The organism is Spirillospora sp. NPDC048824, assembly GCF_043198455.1.
In the GTDB taxonomy this organism is placed as follows: domain Bacteria; phylum Actinomycetota; class Actinomycetes; order Streptosporangiales; family Streptosporangiaceae; genus Spirillospora.
Window position 1 is genome coordinate 280,350 of sequence record NZ_JBICUS010000005.1, and the last position, 12,846, is coordinate 293,195.

Below are 12,846 nucleotides of genomic sequence, written 5' to 3' on the forward strand. Positions count from 1 at the left end.
CACGTCGCCCGTCCCGGAACGACCCGGGGTGGACGCCGGCTCCCATTCTCAACCACCGGCCGCCCGCCGGGAACAGCCCACCCGGAAGGGCACGCCCGCCCAGCCGGGACGGGGGTGACGTCACACGTCTACCTACGAGACGCCAGACGAGCCTCTGTCGTTGACAGCTCGCCGTCAAGGTAGCGCTGCCGGGTGGCCGCACGTGCGATCTTTCCGCTGGACGTACGGGACACGCCACCCGGTTCGATCAACACGAACTCGTGGACGCTCATCTCGTGCTCGACGTTGATGGCGCCCCTTACCGCCGACTCCACCTCCTCGACGTCCACCCGGCCGAGGGGGACGCGGCGGTTGCGCTCGGCGACGACCACCAGCCGCTCGGTCTCCTCCCCAGGCAACGCGAACGCGGCGACGTGATCGGGGCGGATCGCCGCGTGCGCCTCCTGTGTGGTGACCTCGATGTCCTGCGGGTAGTGGTTGCGGCCGTCCACGATGATGAGGTCCTTGATGCGGCCTGTCACATACAGCTCGCCCTCGTGGACGACGCCGTAGTCACCGGTCTTCATCCAGGGGCCGGACGGAAGCTCACCCGGTTCCGACAGTTCGCCGCCGAACGTGTCCTGGCTGCGTTCGGAGTTGCGCCAGTAGCCGGGTGCCGTGTTCGGGCCGTGCACCCAGATCTCGCCGACCTTGCCGTCAGGCTGCTCGACGCACGTGTCCGGGTCGACGATCGCGACGATCTGCCCGGAGGGCCGCCCGCACGACACGAGCGCGCTGGCCCGCTCGGACGCCTCGTCGCAGAGCAGCAGGTCGCCCTGGGTCAGGATGTCGCGGTCCGCGAAGACGACCTTCGGCGGGACATCCTCGGCGGCCGCGGTGACGAACACGGTCGCCTCGGCCAGCCCGTACCCCGGCGCCTGCGCGCCCGGCCGCAGACCGGCGGACGCGAACGCGTCCGCGAACATCGACAGCGTGGACGTCCGGATCGGTTCCGCGCCGTTCAGGCACGTCGTCAGCCCGGACAGGTCCAGGCCGGCGATCTTCTCCGGCGTCGCCTGGGACGCCACGTACTCGTAGGCGAAGTTCGGCCCCGCCGTGTAGACGTTCTTGCCCGGACGTTCCGAGATCAGCTTGAGCCACCGCATCGGGTTCATGATGAACGAGACGGGGTCGGTGAAGATGGCGTGGTCGCCGTTCACGAGTGGCAGGGCCATCGTCGCGATCAGCCCCATGTCGTGGAACAGCGGCAGCCAGCTCACCAGTTCGGGATCGGGCCTGTCGGGCGCCCACCCGGCCCAGAGCTGCGCGGCGTTCGCCGTCACGTTCCCGTGGGTGATCTCCACTCCGGCGGGGCGGCGGGTGGAACCCGACGTGTACTGCAGGTACGCGAGGTCGTCGAACGCGATCGGCTCGTCGTCCCACCGTCCGGCCAGGGAGAGGTCGATCTCCTCGGCGAACACGATCTCCTTCGGCTGCGGGACGTCGTGGTCGGCGAGGAACTTCTCGACGTGCGGCAGCGCGTTCCGCGTCGTGACGATGACCGCGGGCTCGGCGTCGGCGTAGGCGCCGATCAGCCGGTCGGCGTGCCCCGGCAGGTCGGGTGAGAACAGCGGCACGGCGATGACGTGGGCGTACATGGCGCCGAGCATGGTCATCATGTATTCGAGAGTCTGCGGCAACAGCAACGCGGCGCGTTCGCCGGGACCGGTGACCTGCCGGAGGGTCGCGGCCACCGCCCGCGCGCGACGGTCGGTCTCGGCCCAGGTCAGCGTGACATGGGCGCCGGACGGGTCGGTCGAGTAGTCGACGAAGGTGTACGCCGGGGCGTCCGGCTTCTCCTTCGCCCACCTCGCGACACGCTCGATCAGCGGGGTGCGGCCGGAGCCTCCGGGAAGGAGGTCGGGAAGCAGCGAGCCCAATGCCATTGATCATTCTCCCGAGGGGACGAGCCGGGCGGGGGCCATCTGAGGGTTGGGCGCCGTCGGTGGATGTGGCGCGCGCCGGCCGGACGACTGTGTCTGGCGCCCCCCGGCAACCGGCGATGATCGTGAAGCTACCGGATGGTAGTCAGTGAGCGATATTAGCTCTCGGTCACATTCGGCAAACCCGTGTTTGTCACCGCCGTGACAAGAGGAAATCCCCTTTCACAGGTGGGCGTCCGCGCGGTCACCGACCGTGCCCGGCCTGAGTCAGCCCACTGCCGGACCGGCCTCCGCCGCCCTCGACGCGGCGCGGTCCAGGGCGATCCGCCGCCGCCACAGACCGACACAGGCCGCACCCCACAGCAGCCCGATCTCGGCCACGAGCGCAATGCCGATGACGATCGCCCAGTCCGTCTCGTCCCGTTCGCTCATCGCGGTCGGGGACATCAGCGTCATCTGGCTCTCACCGGCTGCTGACCGCGCCTGGTCCGGGACGGTCAGCGGCGGCAGGACGACCGCGCCCGGCTCGGGTGCCGACGGCGCCGACGGCGCCGCGGTCGGCAGGTCCGGCACGGCGAACTCCTGAACGCCCTGCCCTCCGGGTCCGGACGCTCCCGCCCCCGTCCCGCCGGAACCGGCTGGACCGTCAGGAACACCGGGACCACTCGCCGTTCCGGGCTTCGCACCCGCGTCCGCCTGGTCGTGCGCGCCCGGCTCACTTGCCGCCCCGGGCTTCGCACCCGCTCCGGCGGACGGCGCGGCGTCGTGGCACGCCTTGCCGCTGCCCGCCTCGCATGACGGCTTGCCGGTGGGCTTACCGTCCGCACCGGACTGACCGGCCGGAGTCGGCTTGCCATCGGCCGGAGTCGGCTTGCCATCGGCCGGCTCCGGCTCCGGCTCCGGCTCCTCAGGCCGACCGCTCGGACCGGATTCGGCAGCACCACCGGTCTCCCCAGAGGGACCGGAAGGCCCGCCGTCCGCATCGGCCTGACCACTCGGACTGGGCTTGCCCTCCTGACAGGGTTCGCCGTCCGCATCGTCACCACACGAAGGAGTGCTCTCCTGACCACCCATGGTCGGCTCGCCGCCGCTGGGCGTTCCCGCGTCCGTGGGGTCTTCGGTCCCATCGGACTGACCACCGGCGCTCGGTTCCTCTCCGCCGGCCTCCCCCGCATGGTCGATGACCGCGCGGATCGACCGGCGTTCCACGTTCGCGGCGTCTGCCACGGCGAGGACGCTCAACGGCCTCGCGGACGGGCCCGAAGCCGTCGAACTCGGCACTCGGACGGTGGCCGTTCGCTCAACCGCCGTCTCACCAAGGTCACCCAGGGCGCATCGCAGTTCGTGCCCTGCGTCCATCTCCGTGCATGCCGGCGAGTGCTTCGTCCAGGACAACGGATGTTCCGCCACCAGACGCAACGTCGCGTCCTTCGCGATCCCGCCCTGTGCGTGCACTCGGACCGTGTACGCCAACGCAAGGTCGGGGCCGGATGTCGTTCTCGCCGTCGCCGTCATGTCCATGAGTAACCGGACGGCGGCCGGGCGTTCGTCCGGTACGGCGTCGGCGGCCGGGCCGACGAGTGTCAGTGCCGGTACGGCCAGTGCGACCGCACCCCAGTGGGTCCTACGGCGCCCCGTTTGCACCCGATCCCCTCTCGCGTTTGCTCTCTCTACGGCTGCCAGGGGGGCGGCGACGCGACGCCGGGCACAGACAGTTATTGCCATGTCTCCGCATGTGTAACGTGCATCACTCCACCAACAGGCCCTCTTTCGCATAGTGAAATCGGCTCTCCGTAGAATCCGGGTGAGTCCGAGGGAAGGAGACGGGGTGGCGGAGGCCGTTCGGTCATTGGAGCGTGCGTTCGACCTGCTGGAGCATCTGGCGGACGCGGGGGGCGAGATGGCTCTGTCGGAGTTGACGGAGGTGTCCGGCCTGCCGATGCCGACGATCTACCGCCTGATGCGGACACTGGTGAACCAGGGGTACGTGCGCCAGGAGCCGTCCAAGCGGTACGCCCTGGGGCCGCGGCTCGTCCGGCTCGGCGAGGGCGCCAGCCGCCTGCTGGGCACGTGGGCGCGCCCGGTGCTGTCCCGTCTCGTGGACGAGGTGGGCGAGACGGCCAACATGGCGGTGCTGGAAGGCGATGAGGCCGTGTACGTCGCGCAGGTGCCGTCCAAGCACTCGATGCGGATGTTCACCGAAGTGGGACGGCGCGTCCAGCCGCACTGCACCGGCGTGGGGAAGGCGCTTCTGTCGCAGCTTTCCGACCAGCGGGTCCGGGAGATCCTCGGCCGCACCGGCATGGACGCGCACACGCCCAACACGCTCACCGACCCGGAAGCCCTCCTGGTCGAACTGGAACGGATCCGCGAGCAGGGGTACGCGCTGGACGACGAGGAGCAGGAACTCGGTGTCCGCTGCCTCGCGGTGCCGCTGCGGGGCGCTCCGGCGTTGACCGCGATCTCGGTGTCCGGCCCCTCAGGGCGCATGACCCGCGAGGCCGTCCCGAACGTCGTCCCCATCATGCGGGAGGCCGCCGAGCGCTTCGCCAAGGAACTGGGCCCGAACACGTGAAAGGCGAGACCATCGCGCGGATGGCCTCGCCTTCAACGGAATCTCAGTCGACGGGTTCGCCCACGAGGACGGTCGGACGCCCGCCGCGCTCCCAGGCGACGAAGTCGCCCGCGGCCTTGACGAGGATCGTCGCCATCCAGAGAGCCAGTCCGGTGTCGTCGGCGATGCCCGCGATGGGAATCATGTCGGGGATCGCGTCGATCGGGGAGACGATGTAGACGAGGCCCAGGGCGAGCAGTCCGAGCGTCCCGAAGGACATGCCCTTGTACTGCCCGCGAAGGACCGACTTGAGCATCCGGGGGACCGCGCGTACGCGCTCCCAGAGCCCAGGGGCTTCGGGTTCCAGGGTCTCGCGATAGATCTGCCAGGCCTGCCCTGCGGCGGCCGCACTGCGCTTCCTGTCCACGAGCACTCCTCATACGGACGTTCATGAGGGCGCGCCCCCGCGGCGCCCACGCTTATCTATGACGCGGCAAGTGCCGGAAATGTTCCACTGAACCGATCATGAGGCGGGTGTCACAGCCGTGGCGTCCGGACCGGCGCCGGAACGATCGTGAAACGCCCCGGACGGACACTGACCTGAGGATGCGACCAGGCGTCACCACAGGTGAGTTCTTCATCACTCGTAGGCGACGCGCAGCGGATTCACGGCGTGTTGACCGGCATGCGCTGGCAGCATGGGCCGACGCGCGGGAGGAGCGCCGCCTCCCCCGGCACGACCGGCATCGCCCTTCGACATCGCAGGAGCCGAAGTACCCGATGAGCCGAGGCACCCGATGAGCGGCAGTACCCGATGAGCGGCCTATCCGATGAGGCGCGGTATCCGATGAGCGGCGACGACGCGCATCGCCCCGTCCATGGCATCGCGGGGGGCGACCCCTACGTCGCGCTGCCCCCGACCGCGGTCGACGGAACCGCCACGGGCCCGACCCGGCTGATCGTGGCCTGGCCCGGCTTCGATCCTCCGCGCACCGCGAGCGCGCTCGCGTCCTCGATCCCGATGACGGGCGTCCCGGTATGGCGCGTCTACCTCGATCTGCCCGCCCGCCCGGACGGCGGGCTCGAATCGGGCGCGATCCTGCAGAGCGAGACCATCGAGACGTACTGCACGGCGGTCGATGACGCCGCGCAGCGCCTCCCCGCCGCCCTGGCGGACATCCGCCGCGACCTCGCACTGCCGGACGGCCCCATCGGCCTGGTCGGCTTCAGCGCGGGCGGCGCCGCCGCGCTGCTGGCCGTGGCGCGCGACGCCGTACCGGTGAGCACCGTCGCGCTCGTGGCGCCCGTCGTGGCGCCCGCACGCGCCGCACGTGCGGTGGAGAAGCGCTCCGGCCTCGAACGGTCCTGGACCGACCGCGCCGCCGCGCTCGCCGACCGGCTCGACCTCGGCGCCCTCGCCGCCGACATCGCCGGACGGGACGTCGCGACGCTCCTCATCGGCGGCGCCAAGGACCGCGTCGTCCCCGCACGTGAGATCACCGCCCTGCGCGACGAGCTGCGCCGCCACGTCACCGGCCCCGTGGAGTCCGCCACGTTCCGCATGGGGCACGCCCTGGCCGCGGAACCGGGCACCGAGGCCCGCGCGCCCATCACCGAAGCCGTGCGCGTGGACGGCGTCCTCACCGACTGGTTCCGCGAGCGCCTCGCCGCCCCATCGCCGCACACACCGGTGAACACGCGCGCGAAGGACGAGCAGCGTGCGGACGCGCCCTCCGGGGAGGCGGAGCCGGTGGACGGTGGGCATGGAGCCTGGTCCCCGGGCGCGGCCGGCGGCGTCCCCGAGACTCAGGACACGGTCCAGGCGCATCACGCGGAGTTCAGCACCAGACGCTGAACACTGCGGCCCATCGAAGGATGTGGGGTGCCTGAACCGGTGTGGGACCGCCCGGCGGGCGCGGTCGAGCGCCCGCCGGGCGGGTTCGTTCGTTTCAGGGATCAGCCGCGCGACAGGACCTCGTACCGGACGGGGATGACGCCCGCGCCCGTGCCGCCGACCTTCTTCATCGCGGCCCTGGAGAGGTCCAGGCAGCGTCTACCGGCGTACGGTCCGCGGTCGTTGATGCGGACGGTCACCGAACGGCCGTTGTTCTTGTTGGTCACGCGGACCTTGGAGCCCATCGGCAGCGTCTTGTGCGCGGCCGTCAGCTCGCTCGGGTCGAACGGCTCTCCGCTGGCGGTCATCTGCCCCTGCCAGTAGTAGGAGGCCTCACAGGAGCCCGACTCCACGGCTTTGTTCTTCTTCTTCTTCTGCTTCTTCTTCTCGGGTTCGGGCACGTGGCCGGCCTGGGTGTCGGCCTCGCGCTCCGGAGTCTTCGTCTTCGTCGGTGACGGCTCCGGTGAGCGGGTCTTGCCGCGGCTCGCCCGCGGCTGTTCCGATCGCCGCTGGTCCGCCGGCGGTGCCGTGGCCGGTGGCGCGGTCTGCGCGGCCTGGGCCGACTTCGCGGTGGCGTCGCCGTTGACCAGGGCGAACGCGCCCAGGGCGAGAACGGCGGCGGTGGCGCCAGAGATGATCATGATGGTGCGTAGGCGTGCTCGAAGAAGACGCCTGACAGGGCTACCCACAGAGGTGTCCTTTGATCGGGGACAGGGCCCCGGACGCCCGGCGTGTCGTACCGCCGTTCTCGCGGCGCGTTCAGGCGACGTCGATCGTTCTCGTCCCCGAATCCCGCGCCGCCCGCGGGCTCACAGGCCCGCCTCCGCACCGATCTTCATGGCGCCTGCGCATCGTGGTCTGGGCGCTTGCGCGTCATCGCGGTCGCGGCGTCCGGCAGGTGCGGCTGGAAAGGCATCTTCACTTTTGATCTCTAAGACGCCGCACAAGTCCTTGACCGTACGTTGTGTCCCGTGTGAATCGAGCCTCAGGGCCCTGGTTTGTGGGGTTTGTCACCCGACCTTTTGCCCTCTGAAGTGGATCAACCGCATGGGGTAACCGGGTTTGAAGATCGCATTTACCCGCACAAGAAGGTCTGATCTCGGGCAAATAACAACCGCTTGGTCAAACGAAACGGGGCGTTCCGCGGATGCCGTCCGGCACCCGCGGAACGCCCCGTTTCCTCGCCTGTTCAGCCGAGGCCGGGTACCCCCGGCAGCCCGAGCCCGGACGTGTCCAGCAGGGACACCGGGCCGTCCAGCGGGCCATCGGCCGGGGCGGCGACGCGGTCCCGCGACTTCAGCACCTCCACCACCTGGCCGACACCGTTCTCGGCATCGAGGCCGGCCCCGGCCTCGTTGACCGCGTCGTTCGCCTGGCCGAGGACGTCGTCGGCCGGCCCCGGCCGCGCGTGGCGTCCGGCGGGCGGGAAGAGCGTCGTGCCGACCGCGAGCCCGGCGGGCTGCGCGGAGCCCAGCCTGGACAGGAGGTCGGGCAGAGCCGTGCTCAGCGGCGCCTCGGCGTAGCGGCCGTTGGGGAGGGCCGTCCCCCCGCCCGGAAGGCCGCCGAGCGGGCCGCCGCCACCCAGGGTCCCGCCGAGGTCGGTGAGGCTCCCCAGGAGCATTCCGGGCAGGTCGCCCGTCGCGGCGGGGAGCTCGCCCCCGCTGCCGGGCGGGACGGGCGCGTCCCCCGCCGTACGCTGGCCGGCCTGGGGCGTCGCTCCAAGGCAGTCGCCGTCGGGCAGCGCACCCAGCGGGGTCTGGCCGGGGACCAGGAGCGAGGTTTCCGGAAGCGTCGTACCGGCGTGGGAGTTGACCGCCTTGCCCGGGTTCAGCGTGCATCGTCGTGCCGCAGTGCGGTAGCCGGGCCCGGCCGGGGCGCTCTGGAGGACACCGTCGACCGCTCCCGTGGTCAGCTCCGCGGTCTGCCCGGCGGCCATGGTGACGGGTTCGGGGAGCGTCTGGGCGACCGGCGCGGCCGCGGCGTACGCCTCGTAGAGGAGCGTGGTGGACGGGCCCGGCGCGGCGTTCGCCGGTGCGGCCGCGACCGCGAACGCGGCGGCGACCGGAGCGAGGACGGAGACGCTCAGCAGATTTCTGACGGATCGGTTCATGCTTCCCCCCGGGGTTTTCGGATTGACCCTGCACGTGTGATGTGCGCCCGCGCGGCTTGCAGAATCCGGCGCACCGTCGACCGGCGACATTAGTACAGCCCGGAGGACTCCACGGCCAATTGGAGAAGCAATTGGTAAACACCATATAGATCTACGGAAATTGATCGGCGACATCCCCGCGCGAATCAAATGGTGACAAGATTCGATAAAGTCACCCCAGAGACGCGAGACCGCCACCTGAATCCGCCACGCGAACCCATGAGCGACCCAGGGCCGCGACCCCGGGAACGCGAACGGGGGCGCCCGGCGGGCGCCCCCGTACTGGCCTGCGGGCCGACTACTCCACGGCGCCGCCGAGGGTGATGGCGTCGTCGACCTCGTTCTTGCGGGCGGCGAGCTCGGCCGCGTAACGCTCCTCGTCGACCTTTTCGGCGATCTCCTCGTCCTGTTTCATCAGCGCCTCAAGGTCGGCCTTGGCGTTGTCGAGGACGCCCATGTCCGTGTAGGCGGCCTGCACCTTGTCGCCCCACAGCCCCACGTCCCGGACGCACGGGACGATGCGGCTGAACAGCAGCGACTGATAGAGCGTGTACATGTCGGAGTTGTCGACGAATTCCATGCACTTGTCGACGGGCATGTCCAGCTGCTCGAAGACCTCGCGTCCCTTGAAACGGTCCCGCATCAGGTAACAGCCCTCGACGACGAACTCCTCACGCTCGGCCCGCTCCTTGTCGGTGAGCTCCGCGTAGTAGTCCTTGAGCGCGAGCCGTCCGAACGCCACGTGCCGCGCCTCGTCCTGCATGACGTAGGCGAGGAGCTGCTTGACCAGCGGGTTGGTCGACATGTCGCGGTAGAGGCCGAACGCGGCGAGGGCGAGGCCCTCGATGAGGACCTGCATTCCGAGGTACGGCAGGTCCCATCGGCTGTCCTCCAGCGACTCGGCGAGCAGCTTCGCCAGGTCCTGGTTGACCGGGTAGTACATGCCGATCTTCTCGTGCACGAACTTCGTGTAGAGCTCGACGTGCCGCGCCTCGTCCATCGTCTGGGTGGCGGCGTAGAACTTGGAGTCCAGGTCGGGGACGGACTGGACGATGCGCGCCGACACGTTCAGCGCGCCCTGCTCGCCGTGCAGGAACTGGCTGAACAGCCACGAGCCCTGGTGCCGCCCGAACTCGTCGCGCTCCTTCTGCGACATCTTCTCCCAGATGTCGGAGCCGAAGAGCGGGTTGAAGTTCTCCGGCAGGCCGGCGACGTTGTTCGGGTCGACCTCAAGGTTCCAGTCGATGCGCTTCTGCGCGTCCCACTGCTTGTCCTTGCCCTTCTGGTACAGGTTCAGCAGCCGGTCGCGGCCCTCGTCGTACTCCCAGGTGAAGCGGGTATCGCCCGCCATCGGGACGTTCCACGTCTCCGTCGGGACAGGCGTGGAGTAGAGGTCGTAGGAACTCACGGGGGGATCCTCCTCGGGGGATGACGCCGCGATCGCGACGCGGGTGTGCTCCGCCCACGGCTTTACATACCTTCGTAACATGTAAAGCGCCACGAGGCCAGCCTCATGCAAGAACCCACTGACGAAATCCACCGCCGGACCGCCCCGGCAAGGCGGCGGTCAGCGGGACTGGAGCGCGTCCAGGCCCACGGCCTGGGCGATGACCAGGCGGCGGTCGAGGCGCGGTTCCCTGATCTCGACGACGTAGCGGTCGCGGATGCCGAACTTCTTGTCGACCGAGAAGACGACCTCGTCACCGGCGTAGAAGTCGAAGTGGTACGGCCAGGCGAACGGCAGGGCGTCGACGTAGGGGATGATCTGCCAGACGCGGCGCAGCAGCGCGATGGCCTTGTTGCGCTCACTGCCCGTCGTGACGCCGAGGCCCGGCTGCTCCAGGTGCCAGGTGGAGGCGAGCAGCGACTTCTTGAAGTCCTTGCGGAAGACGCCGATCGGCCGGCCGTCCGCGTCCGTGACGTCGTACGCGGACGCGAGGTCGATGCGCTTGCGGGCCTTGAAACCGAGGATCGGACGGGTCTTGGCGTCGTCCGCGTACAGGGTCACCTGCTCCTTGAACGCCAGGCGCTTCTGCTGCGCGAACGCGAGGAGCTCGCCCTCCCCGCCGCCCGGCGCCTCGGCGTGCACCTCGTACTGGTTCACCATCAGGCGGATCCGCTGCCGGATCAGCAGCCTGTTCTGCGCCTGAAGCCGTTCGTCGTCCAGCGGACTCACCCGTTCTGTAGCGTTTTGGGGAGTCTGGCACAGACGAAGTCTTCGGTCAGGACTCTTCGATGTGCGAGGCCAGATAGCCGTGGATCAGCCGCTCCGCCTCGGCGACGATCATCGGGTCGCCGTTCGGGTCGCTGCGGAACGCCATCTTCAGCACGGCGTCGCCGGCCTCGACCGAGATGGCGAGAGCGGTGGCGAGGCCCGGGGTGTCGCGCAGGTCGAACGTCTCGATGATCATCTGGCGGAGCCGGTCGGCGACGACCGCGTTGTTGTCGGCGTCGGAGTCGAGCAGGTTGACGTCCGCGACGTCGCCGAACCGCAGCACCCGGAAGCCGGGGACGGTGCGGTGCATCTCCACGAAGATCTCGATGATCGCGCCGACCGTGTCGGACCAGTCGGCGAAGTCGTCCTCGGCCAGCCGCGCCGAGATCCGCTCCCCGAACACCTCCAGGTTGCGCAGGGCGAGGGCCTGCGCGACAGCGCGCTTGTCGGGGAAGAACTGGTACACCGAGCCGATGGCCACGTCGGCGCGCTGCGCGATGCGCGTCGTGGTGAGGCCGTCGTAGCCGTCCTCGTCGAGGATGCCCGCGCATGCGTCGAGCATCCTCTGGACGCGTTCGGCACTGCGGCGCTGGGCGGGACGACGGCGGAGCGGGGTCCGGATCTCGGTCACCCCACCATTGTCACCCGAACGTGACGCCGCTCGGCATGCGCGACCTGCCGTTCCCCACCGGCAGGTCACGGGAGTCTTCCGTGCACACCACCCGAGCACCTAATATCCGAAAGCTATTCGCATTTTGGGCCAGGACAGGGGAGAGGGACGCGATGGGGCTTCCGGAAGGCTTCCGCTGGGGTGTCGCCACCGCCGCCTACCAGGTCGAGGGCGCGGTGGACGAGGACGGGCGGGGACCGTCCACCTGGGACACGTTCTCCCACACGCCGGGATGCGTCCGCGACGGCCACACCGGCGACGTCGCCTGTGACCACTATCACCGCTGGCCCGAGGACGTCGCGCTCATGGCCGGTCTCGGCGTCGACTCCTACCGGTTCTCGATCGCGTGGCCGCGCGTGCAGCCGTCCGGAAGCGGCGCCGTCAACACCCGGGGACTCGACTTCTACGACCGCCTGGTCGACGGCCTGCTCGCCGAAGGCATCGCCCCCGCCGCGACCCTCTACCACTGGGACCTCCCGCAGCCCCTCGAAGACGCAGGCGGCTGGATGGAACGTGACACCGCCTACCGGTTCGCCGAATTCTCCTACCTCGCCGCCGAGCGGCTCGCCGACCGCGTGGACATGTGGATAACCCTGAACGAGCCGGTGGTCGTCATGGCCTACGGCTACGCGTTCGGGGTCTACGCCCCCGGTAGGGCCCTCATGCTCGACGCGCTCCCCACCGCGCACCACCAGCTCCTCGGCCACGGACTCGCCGTCCACGCCCTGCGCAGCCGGAACGCCCGCAAGATCGGCCTGACGAACCACTACTCCCCGGCCTGGGCCGCGTCCCCCGCCGACCAGCCGGCCGCGGACGCCTTCGACACGTTCATGAACCGGCTGTTCACCGACCCCGTCCTCCTTGGGCGCTACCCCGGCATCATGGACGACGCGCCGTTCATCCGCCCCGAGGACCTCAACGTCATCGCCACGCCCATCGACTTCCTCGGAGTGAACTACTACCAGCCGACGCGGCTGACCACGCCGTCCGAGGGGCCGCTCCCCTTCGACATCACCGACATCACCGAGTACCCCACGACCGGCATGGGCTGGCCGATCGTCCCCGACGCGTTCCTTTCACTGCTGCGTACGCTCGACTCCAGGTACGACCTGCCGCCGCTCTACATCACCGAGAACGGCTGCTCGTTCCCCGACGAGATCGGCCCGGACGGCGTCGTGGACGACTCGTCCCGCATCGACTTCCTGGACGCCCACATCAAGTCCATGCGAACCGCCATCGACGAGGGCATCGACATCCGGGGCTACTACGCGTGGTCACTCTTGGACAACTTCGAATGGTCGGAGGGCTACCACCCGCGCTTCGGCCTCGTCCACGTCGACTACGAGACGCAGAAGCGCACACCGAAGAGGTCCTACACCTGGTACCGCGACCTCATCGCCTCCTCTCGGAAGCACGCCGGCTCACGGTGACACCACCGGTCG

General features: G+C 69.7%; 11 protein-coding genes. 3 read left to right on the top strand and 8 right to left on the bottom strand.

Going from position 1 to position 12,846, the window contains the following annotated elements; translation table 11 throughout:
• Positions 1–128: 128 nt before the first annotated feature.
• Positions 129–1,925, bottom strand: a complete 1,797-nt coding sequence (locus ACGFIS_RS12490; RefSeq protein WP_392970610.1) for a fatty acyl-AMP ligase — start codon at positions 1,923–1,925, stop codon at positions 129–131.
• Positions 1,926–2,189: 264 nt separating this feature from the next.
• Positions 2,190–2,495, bottom strand: coding sequence for a hypothetical protein (locus tag ACGFIS_RS12495; RefSeq protein ID WP_392909467.1), 306 nt, complete (start codon positions 2,493–2,495; stop codon positions 2,190–2,192).
• Positions 2,496–3,750: 1,255 nt separating this feature from the next.
• On the opposite strand from ACGFIS_RS12495, the gene ACGFIS_RS12500 reads away from it, so the two are divergent.
• Positions 3,751–4,497, top strand: coding sequence for an IclR family transcriptional regulator (locus ACGFIS_RS12500; protein WP_392909470.1), 747 nt, complete (start codon positions 3,751–3,753; stop codon positions 4,495–4,497).
• Positions 4,498–4,540: 43 nt separating this feature from the next.
• Here ACGFIS_RS12500 and ACGFIS_RS12505 read toward each other — a convergent pair whose 3' ends face one another.
• Complete coding sequence (locus tag ACGFIS_RS12505; protein WP_392909472.1) at positions 4,541–4,903, bottom strand: YkvA family protein; 363 nt, start codon at positions 4,901–4,903, stop codon at positions 4,541–4,543.
• Positions 4,904–5,323: 420 nt separating this feature from the next.
• Here ACGFIS_RS12505 and ACGFIS_RS12510 point away from each other — a divergent pair, with 420 nt between their 5' ends.
• A complete protein-coding gene (locus ACGFIS_RS12510) occupies positions 5,324–6,331 on the top strand; it encodes a hypothetical protein (RefSeq protein ID WP_392909474.1) in 1,008 nt (335 codons plus the stop codon).
• 101 nt (positions 6,332–6,432) lie between these two features.
• Here ACGFIS_RS12510 and ACGFIS_RS12515 read toward each other — a convergent pair whose 3' ends face one another.
• The 5 genes from ACGFIS_RS12515 to ACGFIS_RS12535 all read right to left on the bottom strand — a co-directional run bounded on the left by ACGFIS_RS12515 (position 6,433) and on the right by ACGFIS_RS12535 (position 11,365).
• A complete protein-coding gene (locus ACGFIS_RS12515) occupies positions 6,433–7,011 on the bottom strand; it encodes a septal ring lytic transglycosylase RlpA family protein (RefSeq protein ID WP_392970613.1) in 579 nt (192 codons plus the stop codon).
• Between the two features lie 548 nt (positions 7,012–7,559).
• The gene (locus ACGFIS_RS12520) at positions 7,560–8,480 is read right to left on the bottom strand and encodes a hypothetical protein (protein ID WP_392909478.1); all 921 of its coding nucleotides are present in this window, start codon (positions 8,478–8,480) and stop codon (positions 7,560–7,562) included.
• A 337-nt stretch (positions 8,481–8,817) separates the two neighbouring features.
• Positions 8,818–9,927 carry a ferritin-like domain-containing protein gene (locus ACGFIS_RS12525; protein WP_392909480.1) on the bottom strand — a complete coding sequence of 370 codons (1,110 nt, stop codon included), beginning with the start codon at positions 9,925–9,927 and terminating at the stop codon, positions 8,818–8,820.
• 159 nt (positions 9,928–10,086) lie between these two features.
• A complete protein-coding gene (locus tag ACGFIS_RS12530; protein WP_392909482.1) occupies positions 10,087–10,695 on the bottom strand; it encodes a hypothetical protein in 609 nt (202 codons plus the stop codon).
• Between the two features lie 46 nt (positions 10,696–10,741).
• Positions 10,742–11,365 carry a TetR family transcriptional regulator gene (locus ACGFIS_RS12535; RefSeq protein ID WP_392909484.1) on the bottom strand — a complete coding sequence of 208 codons (624 nt, stop codon included), beginning with the start codon at positions 11,363–11,365 and terminating at the stop codon, positions 10,742–10,744.
• Between the two features lie 152 nt (positions 11,366–11,517).
• Here ACGFIS_RS12535 and ACGFIS_RS12540 point away from each other — a divergent pair, with 152 nt between their 5' ends.
• Entirely contained in the window at positions 11,518–12,834 is a 1,317-nt protein-coding gene (locus ACGFIS_RS12540) for a GH1 family beta-glucosidase (RefSeq protein WP_392909486.1), read from the top strand.
• Positions 12,835–12,846: the final 12 nt, after the last annotated feature.